Annotated in this window: 15 protein-coding genes; 8 read left to right on the top strand and 7 right to left on the bottom strand. The window is 60.7% G+C overall.

The features are described from left to right. Positions 1-7 precede the first annotated feature (7 nt). Positions 8-1,552 carry an ammonia-forming cytochrome c nitrite reductase subunit c552 gene (locus ACO6TG_RS08705; RefSeq protein ID WP_422377809.1) on the bottom strand — a complete coding sequence of 515 codons (1,545 nt, stop codon included), beginning with the start codon at positions 1,550-1,552 and terminating at the stop codon, positions 8-10. A gap of 18 nt (positions 1,553-1,570) precedes the next feature. Beyond that, complete coding sequence (locus ACO6TG_RS08700) at positions 1,571-3,589, bottom strand: FAD-dependent oxidoreductase (RefSeq protein ID WP_422377808.1); 2,019 nt, start codon at positions 3,587-3,589, stop codon at positions 1,571-1,573. 517 nt (positions 3,590-4,106) lie between these two features. On the opposite strand from ACO6TG_RS08700, the gene ACO6TG_RS08695 reads away from it, so the two are divergent. Continuing rightward, positions 4,107-5,720, top strand: coding sequence for a phage tail sheath family protein (locus ACO6TG_RS08695; protein ID WP_422377807.1), 1,614 nt, complete (start codon positions 4,107-4,109; stop codon positions 5,718-5,720). Positions 5,721-5,741: 21 nt separating this feature from the next. On the opposite strand, the gene ACO6TG_RS08690 is transcribed toward ACO6TG_RS08695, so the two are convergent. Genes ACO6TG_RS08690 through ACO6TG_RS08680 form a run of 3 tightly spaced genes read right to left on the bottom strand, consistent with a single transcriptional unit; the run spans position 5,742 to position 8,557 of the window. Continuing rightward, positions 5,742-7,046 (bottom strand): TRAP transporter large permease, encoded by a 1,305-nt coding sequence (locus ACO6TG_RS08690; RefSeq protein ID WP_094072047.1) that lies wholly within the window; start codon positions 7,044-7,046, stop codon positions 5,742-5,744. Then, positions 7,043-7,537, bottom strand: coding sequence for a TRAP transporter small permease (locus tag ACO6TG_RS08685; RefSeq protein ID WP_422377806.1), 495 nt, complete (start codon positions 7,535-7,537; stop codon positions 7,043-7,045). The genes ACO6TG_RS08690 and ACO6TG_RS08685 overlap by 4 nt, the downstream gene beginning before the upstream one ends. 3 nt (positions 7,538-7,540) lie before the next feature. Continuing rightward, positions 7,541-8,557 (bottom strand): TRAP transporter substrate-binding protein, encoded by a 1,017-nt coding sequence (locus ACO6TG_RS08680; RefSeq protein ID WP_422377805.1) that lies wholly within the window; start codon positions 8,555-8,557, stop codon positions 7,541-7,543. 115 nt (positions 8,558-8,672) lie between these two features. Between ACO6TG_RS08680 and ACO6TG_RS08675 the strand changes: the two genes are divergently transcribed. The 7 genes from ACO6TG_RS08675 (at position 8,673) to ACO6TG_RS08645 (ending at position 17,832) form a co-directional block, all read left to right on the top strand. Then, positions 8,673-9,122, top strand: a complete 450-nt coding sequence (locus ACO6TG_RS08675) for a MarR family winged helix-turn-helix transcriptional regulator (RefSeq protein ID WP_422377804.1) — start codon at positions 8,673-8,675, stop codon at positions 9,120-9,122. 63 nt (positions 9,123-9,185) lie between these two features. Beyond that, the gene (locus ACO6TG_RS08670) at positions 9,186-12,401 is read left to right on the top strand and encodes a reductive dehalogenase (RefSeq protein ID WP_422377803.1); all 3,216 of its coding nucleotides are present in this window, start codon (positions 9,186-9,188) and stop codon (positions 12,399-12,401) included. Positions 12,402-12,484: 83 nt separating this feature from the next. Next, complete coding sequence (locus tag ACO6TG_RS08665; RefSeq protein ID WP_422377802.1) at positions 12,485-13,168, top strand: GntR family transcriptional regulator; 684 nt, start codon at positions 12,485-12,487, stop codon at positions 13,166-13,168. A gap of 166 nt (positions 13,169-13,334) precedes the next feature. Next, positions 13,335-14,291, top strand: a complete 957-nt coding sequence (locus ACO6TG_RS08660; protein ID WP_422377801.1) for a Bug family tripartite tricarboxylate transporter substrate binding protein — start codon at positions 13,335-13,337, stop codon at positions 14,289-14,291. A 61-nt stretch (positions 14,292-14,352) separates the two neighbouring features. Beyond that, entirely contained in the window at positions 14,353-14,811 is a 459-nt protein-coding gene (locus ACO6TG_RS08655) for a tripartite tricarboxylate transporter TctB family protein (protein ID WP_422377800.1), read from the top strand. A gap of 12 nt (positions 14,812-14,823) precedes the next feature. Further along, a complete protein-coding gene (locus ACO6TG_RS08650; RefSeq protein ID WP_422377799.1) occupies positions 14,824-16,335 on the top strand; it encodes a tripartite tricarboxylate transporter permease in 1,512 nt (503 codons plus the stop codon). Between the two features lie 63 nt (positions 16,336-16,398). Then, positions 16,399-17,832, top strand: a complete 1,434-nt coding sequence (locus ACO6TG_RS08645) for an MmgE/PrpD family protein (RefSeq protein ID WP_422377798.1) — start codon at positions 16,399-16,401, stop codon at positions 17,830-17,832. A 106-nt stretch (positions 17,833-17,938) separates the two neighbouring features. Here ACO6TG_RS08645 and ACO6TG_RS08640 read toward each other — a convergent pair whose 3' ends face one another. Beyond that, complete coding sequence (locus ACO6TG_RS08640) at positions 17,939-18,934, bottom strand: ABC transporter ATP-binding protein (RefSeq protein ID WP_422377797.1); 996 nt, start codon at positions 18,932-18,934, stop codon at positions 17,939-17,941. Then, positions 18,931-19,941 carry an ABC transporter ATP-binding protein gene (locus ACO6TG_RS08635; protein WP_094072041.1) on the bottom strand — a complete coding sequence of 337 codons (1,011 nt, stop codon included), beginning with the start codon at positions 19,939-19,941 and terminating at the stop codon, positions 18,931-18,933. Before ACO6TG_RS08635 ends, ACO6TG_RS08640 begins: the two co-directional genes overlap by 4 nt. Positions 19,942-19,945 lie beyond the last annotated feature (4 nt).

The following is a 19,945-nucleotide window of genomic DNA, read 5'->3' as shown; positions in this document are numbered from 1 at the left end:
ACGGTCCCTACTTCTCGCGGCTAAGGGCCCAGTCGATGCTTTCGATATGCACCGCCGGGCGCCCGTTGAAATTGCTTTCAACGAGATTCGGATCTGCCAGGGCGTCGATGGAAAACTCCAGCGAATGGCAGGAGAGACAGACCGGCCGGATCATTTTTTCGTTCGGTCGGAAATAGGCGTTCTGATTGTGCGTGGTGAAGATCTCACCGCTGCGGCCCTCGATCCTCGGCATGTGGCAGTCGGCGCAGCTGACCCCGCTTCCGGCTGGCGCCTCGCCCGAGACCTCGGCCTGCCACAGGGCAAAATGCGGTGAAGTGAAATAGTTGCGGCTGTGATCATCGTCGTGACAGGTGCCGCAGCTTTCAACAGCGGCGACACGCAGGTCGACGTCATGAGGTTTATGGCAGTTGCCACAGTCGCCGAGCGCGACATCGTGGGCCTCGGGTTTCATTTTATCGGCAAGATAGGAGTCCCCCACTGTGAAGGGGGGAAGCGGCTTGTCCTGAAACAGGGTATGGGCAACACGTGCCAGTCCGTCTTCAGCCACGGGCCGCGGAGGGGCGATTTTCGCATGAAGCTGCATGCCGTGCTTGCCTTCGCTGAAGCTCTTGCGCTGGGGCTTGTGACAGGTGCCGCAGATCTCGGCGCCGGGGGCGTCCAGCCAGTTTTCCTTGAGCTCAGCCAGGTCGGTCGTTTCGGCAGCCTCAGGCGCGTGACAACCGGCGCAATTGACGCCGCTGACCGCATGCGCGGACCCTGCCCACAGCGAAACCGCCGCCTCGGTCCTGTAGATTTCGGGAGCAATGGCGTCTTCAGCAGTCAGGAGCTCTGCAAAGATCTCTCGGGCTTTTTCCCCGGTGTCCTGGCCCGCCTTGTTGTCGAGAAAGGACTTGAGTGCAGCTGTCGGATCGGGAGCCCTTGAAGCTTCGATCAGGAAGGGCGTCGCAGGCTTCAGGCCGTCCTGGGCCAGCACCGGATGGTCCTTGAGCCAGTTGCCGCCGGCATGTTTGACCAGGAATTTTTCATAGAGCGCCGTGTTGTCATGGAAATTGTGGCATCCGGCACTGGCGCAGGTGGTGAAGGCCAGGCCTTCGTGGCTTTTCCGGTCTTCGCCGATCTTCTGGTGACAGGCGCTGCACAGGTCCATCGGCAAGGTGACGGCATTCGCACGCGTCAGCTCGGGCAGATGTTCGGTGTGACAAGTGGTGCATTGCTGGGCGTTGAGGGCCGCCCTCAGCCTTGCCCCCTTGGCTCCGCGGAACTTCTTCGGTGGATGACTGTCGTTGGAAACTTTCTTTTCCGCCTCGTGGCAGCCGAGGCAGGCCTGGGTCATCGCCTTGGCCAGTTTCTTCGGGCTCCTGGTCAGATTGTCGCTGAGCCCTGTTGTGTGGCAGCTTTCGCAGGCGAGTTCGAACTGCTTGTGCGCACTGGTGGTCTTGCCGATGAGCATCAGATCTCTCTGGCCGCCGACAAACAGGATGCCGGCAAGCGCGGAGCCGGCAATGAGTGTCAGTGCGATCCAGAGGATCCAGAGCAGGGCCGTCTTGTTCATTCTCTCCCTCCGGCCTCGCTAGAATGCGTAAACGGTTGCGATGTGAATGATCAGCAGGACCGGCAAGGGCCAGAGTGCGAGAATGTGGACCCAGAGCGGCAGGGTTTTCGGAACAGTTGTTGCCCCTCCCTGACCTTGACCCGGATCCGGCAGGGCGTGGTCCGCTCCCTTCACGAAGCCGGCCACTGCGCCGAAGACGAGCGTTGCCAGGAAGCTGAGCATCAGCAAGAGGTTGAGGTTTGAACCGAGGCGGAAGCCGGTATGCACAACAAGGCCAAGCGCACAGGCAAGGCCGATGGTCAGATGAACCAGGCGCCAGCCGTCATAGCTGCCAAGACGTCCCAGCAGCCTGATGCGTTTGCGCAATCCGATGACCGCGGCGGACACTGTCAGCGCCAACAGGGTGTAGCCGGTATATTGTTTCCAGAGACTGTCGAACCACAGGCTGAACCAAAAGTCCTTCGTGGCATAGCTGTCGGCCAGCGCGATCCGGGGCAGGATTGCGGTCGCGAGCGCAGCCAGCGCGCCCAGAACGGAAACACCGATCAACCAGCGCCACCATCTGACCGGTTCGGGTGGGGCGTCGCCCTGGCCGAGAAGCTCCAGGACAAGGGGTTTGCAGGTGCCACAGACCGTGTTGGCGCTGGTGGTCGCACGGACATCGTCCAGGGTCTGCGACCCGAGCGTGATGCTGTCGAGAACCGCGCCTTTTGTGGTTCCCGTGCAATTGCAGACGATTGCTTCCCTGGGCCAGCTGGCGACACTGTCATCGCCCTGGGGCCAAAGGTCGCCTGATCTGGCAAACCGGGCGGTTTGCCAGAAGCGGACCGGTTGCCGTTTTCCGATGGCCTGCTGCAGCCGGGTGGCCTCGGGCCATTCGCCGACGCCGAGCGCGGCCACCAGTCTGCCCCGGTCGACGAAGAGGCGTCTATAGATGCTTCCGTCGGCGGGCTGGAACACAAAGGACTTGATGTCCTGCTGCTGCTCGATGGATTCAAAGTCGCCCATCGAAAAGACGTCGGCGCCGATGACCTTCAGTTTGGTGGCCGGTACGGACCCCAGGTAGGCGGCGTCTTCTTCATCGCAGATATGGGCCACGGCAACCGATGCCTGCTCGTAACCGGGCCCGACCAGGCCATAGACCTGACCGGCATGCTCGACGCATTCGCCGATGGCGTAGATCGCGTCATCATCCGTACGCATGCTGTCGTCGACGACAATGCCGCGCCGGTGGGAAAGGCCGATCCCGGCCGCCAGCTGGGTGTTGGCACGCACGCCGGTACAGATGATGACCGTGTCGGCTTCCAGGATCCTGTCTTGGCCAAGGAAAACCTTCTCCACCCGGCTGCTGCCGGAAATCTCGTGGACCCGTTCACCGACAAGCACGCTGATTCCGATGGCTTCGATCCGTTCCTTCAACACGTTGCCTGCCGCCAGATCGAGCTGGCGAGGCATCAGTCGGTTTTCGTGTTCAACAACCGTGACGGCCGCGCCACGGGCCGCCATGCCCCGGGCTGCTTCCAGACCCAGCAATCCTCCGCCGATGACAAGCACCTTCCTGGCGGACATCGATCTGGCCACCAGTGCTTCGGCATCATCGAAATTGCGGAAGGTGAAAACGCCCGGCAAGCCGGCGCCGGGGATGGCCGGGACGAAGGCACGGGAGCCGAGGGCAAGGATCAGCTTCGAATAGGGCTGGATCCTGCCGGAGGAGAGCGCGACCAGGCGGTTTTCCCGGTCGACATCGACCACGGATACCCCGTCATACCGGTGAACCTTGCCAGGGCGCGGAAAGTGGTCGCTGGCGTAGATCTGCCCGACTTGCGCTTCCCCGGCCAAGAGCGGGGTGAGCTTTACCCGGTTATAGGGACGCCAGCGCTCGGCATTGAACAGGACGACGGTCCGGCCGCGGCGGGACAGTTCCTGCGCGGCCCGTGTGCCCACCGGACCGCCCCCCACGACCACGACTGGAGGCATCAGTGTCTCTTCCTTGAGGCCTTGATCCGAGCTGGATTTGACGTCTGCAACTACATTCATGGGTCTTCCGCCAAACAAAAAGCCGTCTTGTCCGGAAACTCTCCTGAGCAACCGGAAAAGACGGCTTTGTCTCGTGCCCAACGTTGGGCGGTTCAGATTTCAGGACCCGGCACGGGCCGAACCAGATGCAGCAATTAGCGTGCCATTCAGAGCTACGTAATTTTGTCCATGTGATTCAGATAGTTAGATTTTGGGTGCCTTTTCTAATGTTCGAAGACATGCGGGTTTCTTGGGCAAATCCCGGCGATTGCCTTTCTGTTGTGCAGCGCAAAATCCTCACCTCGGCTCAGGTTGATCTGATTGCAAAGTTGTTTTGATGCATCTTCTGGTTAATCATGGGCGAGGGAGTAATCCGGAAATTTCAGGCAGCAGGTCGTGTTTCTCGATCTGCTTCAGACATAACGCCGACCGCAGGACCGGGTGTCGGCATCCGGCAATGCGCTGTTTGGGAGCCTGATCGTGGTCGGCCAACGCAAATAGTCTTGAAGCACAAGCGCAGAGGGCGAAAGGGGAGGCAATGTCCAGTACCACCCAGCACAAGACACCAGGTGTCTATGTAACCGAGGTCGATGGCTTTCCAGCCTCCGTCGTCGGTGTCGAAACCTCTTTGCCCGCTTTTGTCGGCTATACCGAACAGGCGCATGTGCAAGGAAAGCCGGTTTTTTTCAAACCGCAGAAGATCTCCTCTTTTGCTGATTTTGTTCAGGTGTTCGGTCAAGGTTTCAAACCGGCTGTCCAGATCACCACCGTGGACGCAGCAACAGTCCAGAAGAGCCCCGATGCCTATGACGTTTCCTTCGTCGATGCAGACGGAGCCACAATTTATCTTGCGATCGGCAAGTCTGGAGGTGTGCACTTCAATCTCTATGCCAGCATGAAGCTTTTCTTCGAAAACGGTGGCAGCGACTGTTATGTGGTTTCCGTCGGCGACTACACCGATCAGGGCGCAAAGCCTGACGGTGTTGCAGTGGACGCGAGCAAGCTGAAAGAGGGGCTTGCAGAACTTGCAGACATCGTCGGACCAACCATGCTGGTCGTTCCCGACGCGGTTCTTCTGACGCCGGACGATCCGGACAAAGCCTGGAGCTGCGACGCCTTCTACGAGGTGGTCAATGCGATGAAGGCGCAGTGCGGTCAGCTTCAGGACCGGTTTGCCATTCTGGATGTTTACGGGGCCGAGACGCTCGACCAGGCCGATCCGGAGACGTTCCAGAAGGATCTGGAGGCGAACGTTGCCGAATTCCGGACCAAGATCGGGTCGGAGGACCTTTCCTACGCAGCGGCCTATTTTCCTTTCCTGAAAACCACGACCTATCCTGTCTCGGACATCACCTACACATGGTTCGACCAGGCTGAACTGGCTGCCGTTCTGACGCAGCAGGCAGAAGCGCTCTACAAGGAAGAGCAGCTGGTGGAGGTCAAGGCCATGATCGACCGGACCGCATCGGGGGAAGGGCCGACCAAACCTGATGAAATCGTCGCGCTCAACGATAATCTCCTCAACGCGCTCCCGGTTTTGAGCGAGATCGAAAAGCAGACGGCTCTTCTTCTCGGCGTCCTGCCGCCAAGTGCCGGAATGGCCGGCGTCTACACCCAGGTGGACAATACGCGCGGGGTCTGGTCCGCACCGGCCAATGTGGCTCTGGCGTCGGTCCTTGCACCGACCGTTCATATCAATGACAAGATGCAGGAAGATCTGAACATGCCGCTGGATGGCAAGGCGCTGGATGCCATTCGGGAGTTTCCGGGGCGTGGCACGGTTGTCTGGGGCGCGCGCACGTTGCTCGGCAACAGCCAGGACTGGCGCTACATCCAGGTGCGGCGCACGATCATCTATATCGAACAGTCCATCAAGCTTGCGCTCCAGCAGTTCTGTTTTTCGCCCAATAACAGCAAGACCTGGTCGACGGTGGTTTCGTCGGTCTCCAATTTCCTGCACCAGGTCTGGGCACAGGGTGGATTGCTGGGCGCAACCGCCTCTGAAGCCTATTCGGTGGACTGCGGCCTCGGCTCAACCATGACCGAACAGGATATTCTGGACGGCACCATGATCGTTCAGGTTCGGCTGCAGATGATCCATCCTGGCGAGTTCATCGAGCTGACCCTCAAGCAACAGATGGACGAGGCCTGAGGCGAGCGCCAGCAAAGCTTCTCAATTGAACATCGCGTTGGGCAGCAACAGCGCGATCTGGGGAAAGGCGACGATCAGTGCCAGGGTGACGATCATGGCCAGCCAGAAGGGCATGATGCCGGCAAAGATCGTTTCGATCCGGACGTCTGGCACGACGCTCTTGACGATGAAGACGTTGACGCCGACAGGTGGTGAGATCAGTCCCATCTCCAGGACCAATACCATCACTACGCCCAGCCAGATCGGGTCGAACCCGAGGCCGACCACCAGGGGAAAGACAATCGGAAGAGTGATCACCAGGAGAGACAGGCCCTCGATGAACATGCCCAGAATGACGTAACCCAGCAGGATCAGCGCGAGGGTTCCATAGACCCCGAGATCAAGTCCGGTCATGCCGGCGGCGATAGTGGCCGGCAAGTGGGAAAGGGCAACAAAGGGTGCAAACACATTGGCGCCGATGAGGATGAAGAAGGCCATGCCGGTCGTCTTCAGGGTTTCGGCGCTGACATTGTAAAGTGTCGGCAGGGTGCATTTGCCGCGCAGGACCAGCATCAGCAGGGCGAAGAAGGCGCCGACCCCGGCTGCCTCGACGGGCGTGAAGAAGCCGGTGTAGATGCCGCCGATGGTGATGAAAATGATGATGCCGATCCCGGTCGCCCGAAACAGGCTGATCAGCTTCTCCCGAAGTGTGAACACCGGCCCGCGCGGACCTTCTTCGGGCCAGAAGAAGGTGACAAAGGCAATCGCCACCAGGAACATGGCGGTCAGAAGCAGGCCTGGCAGAACACCGGCCATGAACAACCGGCCAATGGATTCCTCCGTCAACACCGCGTAGATGACAAAACCCGTCGAAGGCGGGATCAGGATGCCGAGGGTTCCTCCGGCCGCGATGGAACCGGTTGCCAGCCGGTCACCATACTTGAAGCGGTTCATTTCAGGATAGGCGACCTTGCCCATCGTGATGGCCGAGGCGAGTGAGGACCCGGAGAGGGCAGCAAAGCCTGCGCAGCCCATGACGGTTGCGGCGGCCAGTCCACCCTTCAGATGTCCGATGATCTTGTGTGCCGCCTCAAACAGGTCCCGGCTCAATCCCGCAGCGGATGCCAGATTGCCCATCAGGATGAACAGCGGAATGATGGTCAGCTCGTAAACGGTGACGGTTGCAAAGACCTGTCCGCTTACCGTGAAGGCCGCCGCCTGAAAACCGGAGAGGGCGACGGTGCCGGCAAAGCCGACAACCAGCAGGGAAATGGCAACGGGTGTTCCAAGGCCGAGCAGCAGGAAGAGCGCAAGGAAACCCAGAAAGCCGACATATTCCGGGCTCATCTGAAAAATCTTTCAACAAGGAGAATGAGCGCCGAGAGCGCGCAGCCGAAGGCGACCGCGTAATAGGACGGGCCAAAGGGCAACTGCAGCAAGAGCGTTGTTTCTCCGAACATTGCGGCTTCGCGCGCGTTCACGAAGGCGCGCCAGGCGACATAGGAGAGGATGGCGATGCCAAGGGCGGAGGTCAGCCAGTCGAGGGGGGATTGGACCCATTTGGGCAGCCGCACCACCAGCGTGTCGATGGCAATCAGGCGGCCCGCCAGCACACAGAGCGGCAGGCTCAGGCCGACAACGAAGGACAGGAGGATCTGGGCATAGTCATTGGCGCCGAAAATCGGACTGTTCAGGAAGGATCTGAGCAGGGCGTCTGAGACAGAAAGGCCCATCAGGACAAACACGGCGACTGCGCCGAGTATGACAAGCGGGACTTCAAGAAACGTCCTCCAGCGCGTGGATCCCGCGCTGGAGGTTGCCAGTTTTTCAAGAGCCATTTGTCAGTTGGCACTCAGCTTTACCGCGATGGCTTCGGCATCCTTGCCGATCTTCTCGCTTTTTTCATCGAGGATCTTGGCGAGGGCCGGCTCCATGGCCGCCCGGAATTCAGCCTCTGCGGCCGCATCGATCTCGATGAGTTCCACCCCGCTGTCCGCGGCAAGTTTCAGTCCGGCTTGCCCGGCTTCATAGAAACCCTTGGCGCCGGCAAGGCTGATGGTACGGCCCGTCAGCTCGTCCAGCTTCTGCTTCTGGCTGTCGCTAAGGTTTTCCCAGCTCTGCTTGTTCATCAGAAGATAGAAACTGTCGAGCGCGGAAGGAATGTTGGTGGTGACGTATTTGGCTGTCTCATGCAGCTTGTAGGAGCGGATGCCAGACGGCCCGATCATGACCGCGTCGATCACGCCGGTGTTCATGGCATTGTAGACATCCGGTGTCGGCATGGAGACGGGAATGCCGCCCCAGGCCTCGATCAGGTCTGCCATGACCGGGTTCGGTGCACGGATCTTCTTGCCCTTCATGTCGGCGAGCGTGCGCACCGGGTCTTCGCGTGAGATCAGCACCGACGGGTTGTTTGCCCACAGACCCAGCAGTTTGGTCTGTGAATATTCGTCCTCAAAGAGATCGATATTGTCCCAGAGTGCATTGGTGGCTTCGGTGCCATTGGCGAACAGACCCGGAATATGGACCAGGCCCGTGGTCGCGAACTGACCCGGTGTGTATTCGGGAATGCCGAAGACGATGTCGGCCACGCCGGTGACCACCCGCTTGTATTGCTGGACCGGGCCCTTGCCCAGTTCGCCGGACGGGTAGATCCGGATGGTCAGTTCACCGTCCGTTGCTGCCTTGATGTCCTCGGACAGGGGTGTCATCACACCCCGGTCCATCGGGTGCATGGACGGCATGAAGTGAGCCGCCTTGAGTTCTGTTGCCGAGGCCGTCTGCAGGCCCAGAAAAACTGCCGCTGCGGCAGCGGTTCCCGCGAGTGCCGCGCGGAAACTCATTGATTTGGTTGGCATTTCCTCTCCCCTCCCAAAATAGTTTACATTGGTAATTAACTTGAGTAATTATCATTGTTAATTGATTAGAAGAGATGCACCGGGCTGAGTCAAGCCTGTTCGCGCGGGGAGAATAATGGCGGCTGAGTTCACGCTTCACAACAGGATCGGCTTCAAGGTGACGCGTCTGGCGCGGATCATGGAAAGCCGGCTGGAAAAGCAGCTCGCGGTCCATGGCATTACACGGTTGCAGTGGTGTGTGTTGCGTGGTGTCGGGCTGGAAGGCGTAACGTCGCCGTCTCAGCTTGCCGATTATATCTGCATCGCCCGTCCGGCCATTTCCAGGCTGCTCAAGTCCATGGAGGAGCAGGGGCTCGTGAACCGGAACGGGATCGACGACGACAAGCGGTTTACCGAAGTTGCGCTGACCGATCTTGGCCAGAGCAAGCTGACCGCCTGCCACGGCCTGGTGCGTGAGCTCAACCAGCATTTCAGCGAAAAGCTGGATGGCGATATCTACGACGTCTTCATGGATGCCATTGACCGCCTGACGGAGGGGGAAGACGTGCAGCTGACACGGCTTTGAGCGTGGATCAGGCAGTGGCTGCGGAGTGTTTGTAATCGGCCGGTTGATGTCCCGGGGGAGAGAGTGAAGTTTTTTTCAGACAAGTCGCGTCCCGTTCACCTGGGGCCTTTTCCACTGGAGCGTCTGGCGCGGCAGGAGGTACTCGTGCTGCCGCCGGACATGCCGGCTTTTGCACCGCTGACCTTTTCCAGACCGGATCGACCGGAAAACATCATCAACGCGATGACGGAAGCCCAGGCGATGCTGGACACCGTGCGCGACGGGCTGGTCAACCGGTCTCGCGCGGACATTCCGGGCGATCTGGTCGAACGGCAGAACCATCTGAAGTCCTTCAGCTACTATTCCGATGTTTCGATGGCAGGCACCTGCGCGGTGCCGCCAGTCGCCCTGTTGAGCGAACCGGTGCGAAATCCGGACATCGACCAGCTGGCGGAAAAACTGCGCACCGGGCAGCACAAGTCGCTCGCCTCCGGGATCGACATGATCATGGCGGATCTCCGCGATGCCGTGAATGCGCCCTTGAAATCGGTCGCGCATCACCAGCATGCGCTTGTCCTTCTGGTTCAGACACCGCGCCCGATCCGGGCGGACGAGCCGGGCCATCGCTGGCTGGAGGGGGCGGAACGCCACCGGTCCGCCTTGCGGGCGATGGAAGTCGCAGCGGTGGTTGCGCAGTATATCCGTCTGCTTGGTTTTGAGGCGCGCGCGCATGGACATTCGGCAAGCGATGTGGATCTGAATGTCCTCGCGGTTGCGTCGGGTCTGGCGAGTGTCGAGGAAGGGGCCTTGGTCAATCCCTATCTGGGAGACCGGTTTGCCATTGCCGCCGTGACAACGGAAATGCCATTCGCCCATGACTTGCCCTTGAAGCCGCTGGCAGAGCAACCGACGTGGAAAACCCATGGGCTTGCCTGGAAAGTCGGATATCGGACAGCCCGGAATGCCGGCAATCTCGACCCTTACGCGAAGCGTCGTTATGTCGACGGTGCGCATCCTTTTGAAACCCTGAAACGGGTCGATACACCAACGACCTATATCGACGAGGACCGTGTCCCGCGTGTTCCAAAGCGAACGGACATGTTCGCACGCTCGCTCTTTGGCGATCTGGGCAAGAAGGTGCAGCAGGCCTCGACCAATGGGCAATATGTACGCAAGTCCGCACCGTCGATGGCGCAGCGGCGCGCGCTGGGCGCTTTCGTCCTCTTGCAGGATGGTGAGCCGGCGAAGCGTGAAGCTTCGGCACCGCCGGACCCGGTTGAAAATGCGCAGAACCTGAAGGCAATGTCCTATTTCCTGGGCGTTGATGCCGTCGGTCTGTCGCGTTGTCCGGACTGGGCCTGGTATTCGCATGACGCCACCGGCACGCCGATCGATCCGCCCCATGATCAGGCCATCTCGATGGTCATTGACCAGGGCTACGAGACGATGGAAGGCGCGACGGGCGACGACTGGATCGCCGTTTCCCAGTCGATGCGGGCCTATCTGCGGTTTTCCATCCTTGGCAGCATCGTCGCCAAGCAGATCCGTAACCTTGGCTACAAGGCTAAGGCCCATACGGTAATCGACGGCGAAGTGCTGCAGCCGCCGCTTCTGCTGCTTTCAGGCCTGGGCGAGGTCAGTCGAATCGGCGAGGTGATCCTGAACCCGTTTCTGGGGCCGCGCCTCAAGTCCGGTGCTGTGACCACCGACATGCCGATTGCCCATGACAAACCGATTTCCTTCGGCCTGCAGAGCTTTTGCGAGGCCTGCAACAAATGCGCGCGGGAATGCCCGTCAGGGGCGATCACCGCCGGGCCGAAACTGATGTTCAACGGCTACGAGATCTGGAAATCCGACAGCCAGAAATGCACCACCTATCGCATCACCAATGAAGGCGGGGCGATGTGCGGCCGGTGCATGAAGACCTGTCCGTGGAACCTGGAAGGTGTCTTTGCCGAGGCGCCGTTCCGGTGGGCAGCAATGAACATACCGAAAGCCGCGCCCTTCCTGGCAAAGCTGGACGACATGGTCGGCAATGGCGAACAGAACCCGGTCAAGAAATGGTGGTGGGACATCGAACTGGCCGAGGACGGCGCCTACCGGCCCGCGAAACAGCCGGTCAATGATCGTCCGCTGCAAAAGGATCTCGACCTCAAATACGAGGACCAGACGCTCGCCGTTTATCCGGCTAACCTTGCGCCGCATCCCTGGCCTTTCCCGTTCCCGATGGATCGGGAAAAGGGGATCGAGGCCTACCAGGCGCTGATCACGGCACAGGAATACAAGGCAAAGCTGGAACGCGGCCAGACCGAAGGCCTTGCCCATGAATATCGCATCGCCGGCGACGCGCCGGTCATCCGAGTGGAGGTCGTCAAGGCAGAGGCCATGGCCGGCGATGTCACCAAATACGAGCTTGCGTCGCTGGACGGGTCGCCCTTGCCCGAGTGGACGGCCGGGGCCCATATCGACATCGTCGTTGCGCCGGAATTCCTGCGGCAGTATTCGCTTTCCGGCAATCCTGCCGACAGAAGCCGCTACCAGATCGGCGTGCTTCGGGAAGATCAGGGCCGGGGCGGATCGCAGCTGCTGCACCGGATCTTCACCGAGGGACGGAAGATCTTCATTTCAAAGCCGATCAATCACTTCCCTCTGGTGGAGGAGGCGGGCAAGTCCTTCCTGATGGGCGGTGGCATCGGTATCACGCCGATGATTGCCATGGCGCACCGGCTGCATGACATCGGTGCGGATTTCGAGCTGCATTATTCCGTTCGGTCTCGGGAAACGGCTGGATACCTGAAGGACCTGGACGCCTTCCCCTGGGCGGACAAAGTGCATCTTCATGTCAGCCAGGAGGGCACACGCGCCAGGTTCGACGAGATCCTGACGGGTTATCGTTCGGGCGATCATGTCTATTGCTGCGGGGCCGCTTCCTACATGGATGCTGTCATGGCGGCGGCCAAGGCGAACGGCTTCGCGGAGGAAGAGCGGCATCTGGAATATTTCAATGTCCCGGAGATGCCGGACTATGAAAACCACCCCTTCACGCTCAAGCTGGCCAAGTCGGGGATCGAGCTGGAAGTGGCAGCTGATCAGAGCGCAACGGACGCGCTGGCGACACGCGGCATTCATGTGGATGTGAAATGCTCCGACGGCATTTGCGGTGTCTGCAAATGCGATCTTGTCTCGGGCGAGGTCGAGCATCGCGACTTCGTCTTGTCGCAAAAACAGCGTGAGACTGCGGTCATCCTGTGTCAGTCCAGAGCTGCGAAAGCAGGTGGTGTGATCGAAGTTGGTCTCTAAGGGGCGGCAGCGCATGTCGCGAGAATGAAAGAGGCGACCCTGCGAGTTGTTGACAGTTTGCACCCCGGTCTTATGTTGTCGTCATGGCCAAGGAAAAATCGAAAAGCTCGGCGCTTGAACAGATCAGTCAGCGCCGCTCCAAGACCCTGAGCACGATTGTCTGTGAAGCAATCGAGGAAATGATCATTTCCGGCGAGCTTGAGGCCGGAGACCGGATCAATGAAAGCGCGCTGGCCACGCGTCTTGGGGTTAGCCGCGGGCCGATCCGCGAAGCCTGCCGCAGCCTGGAGCAGGCGGGGCTCCTGGTGAGTGCGACCAATCATGGCATGTATGTGCGGGAAATGACCCTGGACGAGGCCCGTGACCTTTATGAAGTTCGGGGCTCGCTGGCCGGGCTGACCGGGCGGCTCATCGTCGAGCGGGCCAGCGACGAGACCTTGCAGGACCTGAAAAAACTCGTCGAAAACATGGACGTCGCGGCCAATGAGGGCAACCTGTCACGCTACTACGCGCTCAATCTGGATTTTCATGATTTGCTCGTAAAGGCGGCCGAAAATCCGGCTCTCCAGCAGAGCTATCGCTGGATCGTCAACCAGCTGCACCTGTTCCGCCGGCGCGGTCTGGTCCAGAAGGGCAATCTGATCGTCTCGAACCAGGAGCACCGGGCTATTCTCGAGGCGCTTCTGGCACGCGATCCGGACAGAGCCGACACCGCCATGCGACAGCATGTGGCTGGTGGCTGGGCGCGCATGTCCGCACCGTCCTGACCTCGGCAATTTCCATCTGAACACGTCTTGAAGTCCTTCCAGGGGACCCATCTCCTTGTGTACCCTCACGAAATTGAAAACTGTTGACAGTTTACTGTTTGCAGAATAGCGTTGCCTCCTATTAACGGCGCGACACCCGTCGCGCAGGCGTTGATGGGAGGACCGAATGACTATCCTGAAATCCGTGACCCTGGCCGCGACGGCGCTGGCGATGACCGTTGGTTTTGCCGCCGCGGACGAGTTTCCGTCGCAACCGGTTGAAGTGGTTACGCATGCATCCGCCGGCGGCGGTACCGACACGACCGCACGCACGATGCTGATCCGCGCAAGGCGTGAACTTGGTGTCGATGCCTTCGTCCAGATCAAGAAAGGCGGCGGCGGCACCGTGGCCATGTCCTATGTCTCCGGAAAACCGGCAGACGGTCACACGGTGATGGCGATTACGCCGACCCACCTGATCACCATGGCCCGCGGACGCGCCCCGATCGGCATCGACGAAATCAAGGGCGTCGTGCGCTCCACCGACGACCCGATCATTCTGGTCGTCGCGAAAAGTGCCGGTATCAACTCCTTCGAGGATCTCAAGGGAGCTTCCGAACTGGCACCGATCAAATGGGGAGGCACCCAGGCCGGCGGCATCGACCATATCGCGGCCATGACCTTTTCCAAGAACTCCGGCGTCAAGGTCGCCTATGTTCCCTTTGACGGCGGCGGCGCCATGGTCACCAACCTGATGGGCGGCAATATCCAGGCGGCCGGCCTGAACTATGGCGAGGCTGTCGATGGCATTGAGTCGGGTGACTTCATTCCACTCGCTGTCATGGCCAACCAGCGCCTGAAGGCCCTGCCGGACACACCCACGCTTGCAGAACTTGGCATCGAAGGGGTCAACTTTTCGACCGTGCGGGGCATCGTCGTCATGGCGGATACGCCTGAGGAACGGGTTGCGGCGCTGGAAAGCAAACTCCTGAAAGCCATGGAGCACGGTACCTACCAGTCCTACCTGGAAGGCATCGGCCTTGATCCGTCCTCCGTCGGTGGCGCTTCGGAATGGGATACGCAGATCCGCGACATGTATGCCAGCATCTACGAGACGCTCGGTGAGTTGGGCCTGCGCAAATAATCAACCGGATTGACGGCAGCGCCTGCCTTTCGGCGTGCGCTGCCAAATGGGAGGAACCGCCATGTGGGTGCCCAAGGATCTTGTGCCCGGCAGCGCCATACTTCTTCTGTGTGCCGTGCTGTTCTACATAACCACCACATTCGACAGCGATCCGCTCGGAGCGGCCCAGGGCATGCCTGCAACACACATGCCCCGCCTTGTTCTGACGGTCATTGCGGGACTTGCCGTGATCATGATTGGTCAGGGCCTGCGCTCCGGCGAGAGGAGCCATCTGACAAATCCGCCCTGGCGCATGTGGGCGACTGCCGGTTTGCTTGCCGTGACAGCTTTCACTTTCCCCGTCATCGGTGTGCCGCTCGCCTTCTTCGCAGTCTGTGTTGCCCTGCCGCTGTTGTGGGGCGCGCGCAACCTGCCGCTGATCCTCGCCTTCGCAGTGGCCTTGCCGATTGCGATCTATGTCGTCTTTCAGCTTCTGCTCGGCCTGCGCCTGCCGCTCGGGCCGCTGGCTTTCCTCAGCTGACGGAGAAAACCCATGGAATTTCTCATTGGCGGGCTGCTGGAAATCCTGCAGCCGCAAACCTTGCTTCTGATCTGCGCCGGAACGCTTGTCGGCGTTCTGGTTGGTGCTCTTCCGGGCTTGTCGAGCTCGATGGCCGTGGCCCTGCTGCTGCCTTTCACCATCTACCTGCAGCCGATCCCGGCGATTGCCATGCTGGCTGCGCTCTACTGTGCCGGAACGTTCGGTGGCTCGATCACGGCCATCCTGATCAATGCGCCCGGCGCGCCGCCGGCCGCCGCGACAGCCTTTGACGGGTATCCGCTCGCCAAGAATGGTCAGGCCGGGCGCGCCCTTGGCATGGCCGCAGCCGCCAGTGTAGCGGGCGGTATCTTCAGCCTGTTTGTGCTGATCTTTGCCGCGCCCTTCCTGGCCACCATCGCCTACCGGTTCGGACCGCCTGAGTATTTTGCCCTGACCGTCTTTGGCCTGTCGATGCTGGCGTCGATCAGCGGCAAGTCCGCGGTCAAGAACCTGATTGGTGGTGCCTTCGGTGTTCTGCTTGCAACGGTCGGGGTCGATCTGACGACCGGTGTGGAGCGGTTCACCTTCGGCGTGCCGGAGCTCTATGAAGGCATCAGCTTCATTCCGGTGCTGATAGGTCTCTTTGCCATGGCCGAATTGCTCGACCAGGCGGGTCAGAAGGACCGTCCGCTGGAGCGGTTTGCCATGTCAGCGCTCAAACTACCGTCGCTGGATGATTTCAAACGCGTCTGGAAAACGATCCTGCGCTCGTCCGGCATCGGCACCTTTGTCGGCATCCTGCCGGCCGAGGGCAGTACGGTTGCCGCGATGATCGGCTATAACGAGGCCAAACGCTGGTCGAAAAACAAGGACAATTTCGGCAAGGGTGAGATTGAAGGGGTTGCCGGTCCGGAAGCTGCCAACAATGCAGCCACCGGCGGCGCCATGGTGCCGACGCTGGCGCTCGGCATTCCAGGCTCTGCGACCGCCGCGGTCATTCTCGGCGGTTTGCAGATCCACGGTCTGCGTCCTGGCCCGTATCTCTTCGAAAACCAGCCGAACCTGCTCTACGCGATCTTCTTTGCCATGTTGCTGGCGAATGTCGTGTTCCTGGTGTTCGGCCTGTTCGGGGCCCGCTACTTCTCCCGGATCTCGCTGATCCCGCGTCAGTTCCTGTGGCCGGCCGTCTTCTGTCTCTGTGTTGTCGGGGCATACGGCGTCGGGCAGTCACTGAACGATGTCTACATCATGCTGACTGCCGGTTTCATCGGCTATTTCCTGAACCGGGCCGGCTTCTCGCCCGCTCCCATCATCATGGGACTGGTTCTCGGGCACATGGTCGAAAACTCGCTCGCCCAGTCGATGATCCTGTTCGACCAGGACGCCTGGCGCTTCCTGACCCGCCCGATCGCGGTGCTGTTCTTTGTTCTTGCTGCCCTCAGCATTCTGTCGACGCCGATCGGCCGGCTGATCAAGACGCGCCGTCGGGAGGAGGCGGACCGTCTCGCACACGGCAACGAATGAGCCCTCGCCACCCGTTTCAATGTCACTGCTGTCCGAAAGGACGATCAAGAAGGAACACTCATCATGTCCGTAGCCCGCAACATCTTTGCTGAAGTGCCCGAGAACTCCAGGGCGACCGAAGAAGCGGCACAATTCGTTGAAACCGTCACCTATGCGGATCTGCCGGAAGAAGCGCTCAGGATCGGCACCCGCTGCCTGCTCGACGGCCTCGGTCTTTATGTGGCAGGGGCCGATCACGAGATGGTCGAAATCCTGAAGGCGGAAGCGCTGGACAATGCAGGGCGGCCGGATGCCCTGCTCCTCGACCTTGCAGCGCGCGTACCGGCGCCGATGGCGGCGCGGGTGCTCGGCACATCCGGCCACGCTCATGACTGGGACGACAGCCAGGTCAGTACCGACCCGGCCCATATTTACGGCCTGCTCACCCACCCGACCATTCCGCCGTTGACCGCTTCACTGATCATGGCGCAGAAGATCGGCAATGTTGATGGCCGCGCCTTCATGCTGGCCTTTCTCACCGGCTTCGAGGTCGAATGCAAGATTTCCGAATGGATGCTGCCGCAGCACTACATGAGCGGCATGCATTCCAGCGGCACGGTCGGAACCTTTGGTGCCTATGCTGCAGCCGCCAAGATGCTTGGGCTGAAGGGCGATCAGCTGCGTTGGGGCTTTGGCATTGCCGCCAGCCTTGCCGCTGGCATTCGCTGCAATTTCGGTACGATGACCAAACCGCTTCATGTCGGGCGCGCCTGCGAAAACGGCATCACGGCAGCACTTCTGGCGCAGCGCGGATATACGGCGGACCCGAATGCGCTCGACGGCCCCTGGGGGTTCTTTGCCGTCCAGGGTGGCGGCGTCAGTGAAGGGAAGCTGGGCCAGGGCTTCGGCAGGACCTGGACCATCGTCGAGCCGGGGGTCTCGATCAAGCCCTATCCGTGCGGTGTGCTGACCCATCCGACCATCGATCTGATGCTCCGCCTTGTCACCGATGCCAACATTGCCCCGGACGACATTGAAGGTGTCACGGTACATGCGGGCACCAACATTCTGAAACCCATCCGCTACCCGATTGCGGCCAATCACCTGCAGGCGAAGTTTTCGCTGCCGGCGGCGCTGGCCATGATCGCTCTGGCCCGCAAAGCCGGCAAACGCGAGTTCTCAGATGAGTTCGTGCAGAGCGATGCCATGCAGGCCATGCAGCGGCGCATTCGAACCGAGCTCGATCCGGAGATCGAGGCGCAGGGTTTCAACGTCATGCGGTCGCGCATCACCGTCAAGCTCAAGGGAGACGGTGAAGTCGCCGGTTGGGCCGATGAGCGTTATCGCGGCGGGCCGGAAAACCCGTTGAGCGATGCAGATCTTGAGGCCAAGGTCCGGTCCTGCTGCGAAGGCCTGCTCGACCAGGCCGGGCAGGACCGGCTGATCGAGACCGCCTGGAAGGTGCAGGAGCTGCCAGACAGCGGAGTTCTGGCGCAGCTGCTGCGTTCGGCGCCCTGATCGTCCCTGGCACAAAACATAACGGCGTGCTGGTGAAACAGCACGCCGTCTTCCGTTTGTTTTTCCGGGTTTCCGCCTGGCCACACCATTGCTGGTGGCCCTGACCCTAGGCCGTGCAGAGATGACACGCGACGCGGGCGTGTTCCTGACCGAATTCGCGAACGTCCGGGCGATCTTTCCGGCAGAGGTTTTCGGTGAGGGAACAGCGCGGGTGATAGCTGCAGCCGCTCGGCTTGTTGATCGGATCCGGAATTTCACCCGAAACGATCTCCGCCGTACGGCCGAAGGCATCGATATGAGGCGCCGCATCCATCAGCATGCGCGTATAGGGATGGCGCGGGTTCTGGAACAGCGTGTCCCGGTCGGCGACCTCGACGAGACGGCCCAGATAGAGCACGCCGATTTCGTCGGCCATGTAGCGGATCACCGACAGGTCATGGCTGATGAAGAGGTAGGTGAGGCCAAGCTCCCGCTGCAGGTTCTTCATCAGGTTGAGCACCTGGCTCTGCACCGAGACGTCGAGGGCCGAGGTCGGCTCGTCACAGACGATGAACTCCGGATCGGAGGCGAGCGCGCGGGCAATGGCAATGCGCTGGCGCTGGCCGCCGGAGAACTCGTGCGGGAACTTTTCGCCATCCGATTTGGCAAGGCCGACCTGGTCGAGCAGTTCGGCAACCCGCTTGTCGATCTTCGCAACAGGCATCAGTTCAAAGGCCCGGATCGGTTCGCCGATGATGTGCTTGACGCGCCAACGCGGGTTGAGCGAAGCGTAAGGGCTCTGGAAGATCATCTGGATCCGGCGCCGCATGGCCATCTGGCGCTTGCGGTCCTTGATGGCGAAGAAGTCTTCGCCGTCGATCAGCACCTTGCCGCTGGTCGGTTTCTGCAGGCCGACAATCATCCGGCCAATCGTTGACTTGCCCGAACCGCTCTCGCCGACAAGCGCGAAGGTCTTGCCCTTCGGAATGTCGAAATCGACCGTGTCGACCGCGGTCAGAAACTGTTTCTTCTCCAGCGCCAGCATCCGGTTCAGCCAGGGCTTGGAGACGTCAAAAATGGCGCCCAGGCTCTGGGCGCGGATAAGGGGGGTCTCGCCGGTCATTCGGTGGCTCCGGAGAACTCTTTTGTTTTGGCTTGATAGGCGGGATCGTAGAGCCAGCAGGCGACTTCGCTGCCATCGACCGGTTCAAGGATCGGAATGTCCTGGAAACAGGCGCCGATGGCCTTCTCGCAACGCGGGTTGAAAGCACAGCCCTTCGGGATGGCCCGCAGGTTCGGCATGGATCCCGGGATCTGGCTCAGCGTGTGCATCGTGCCTGTTGTTGACGGTGTCGATGCCATCAGGCCGGTCGTATAGGGGTGCGACGGTGTGCTGAGCACGTTCCGGGTCGGGCCGATCTCGGCAATGCGCCCGGCGTAAAGAACAGCAACGCGGTCGGTGCTTTCCGCGATCACGCCCATGTCGTGCGTGATCAGGATGACCGCCGTGCCGCGCTCCCGGCACAGGCGCTTCAAGAGCGCCATGATCTGCGCCTGGACCGAGACGTCGAGCGCCGTCGTCGGTTCGTCGGCAATGATCAGTTCCGGTTCGGCCGCCAGGGCCAGCGAGATCACCACGCGCTGGCGCATGCCGCCGGAAAACTGGTGCGGATAGGCATCGATCCGGCTGGCAGCCGCGGGAATGCCGACTTCCTCCAGGAGCGCGATGGCCCGGGTCCGGGCTTCGCTGGCTGAAACAGGCAGGTGCGTCCGGATGGTCTGGATCAGCTGCTGGCCGACCGTCATCAGCGGATTGAGGCTGGTCAGCGGGTCCTGGAAGACCATGGCGATCTTCTTGCCGCGGATCCGGCGCATCTGGTCTTCGGAAAGATTGTCGATGCGGTTGCCGTCTAGGTGGATTTCACCGCCGCTTATCCGGCCCGGACGGTCGATCAGTCCGATGATGGCGGAACCGCACATGGATTTACCGGCGCCGCTTTCGCCGACGAGACCGAGAATTTCGCCGGCGCGCACTTCGAAACTGACCCGGTCTACCGGGCGCAGAACGCCGTTGCGTGTCGGAAACTCGACGATCAGATCGGAGACCTTGAGAAGAGGTGTGTCTGTCACGGGT

The sequence above is a fragment of the Roseibium sp. genome, from assembly GCF_965233565.1.
Taxonomy (GTDB): Bacteria; Pseudomonadota; Alphaproteobacteria; order Rhizobiales; family Stappiaceae; genus Roseibium.
The sequence above is the reverse complement of the archived record's forward strand: the minus strand, read 5'-3'. Positions and strand labels throughout refer to the sequence as shown.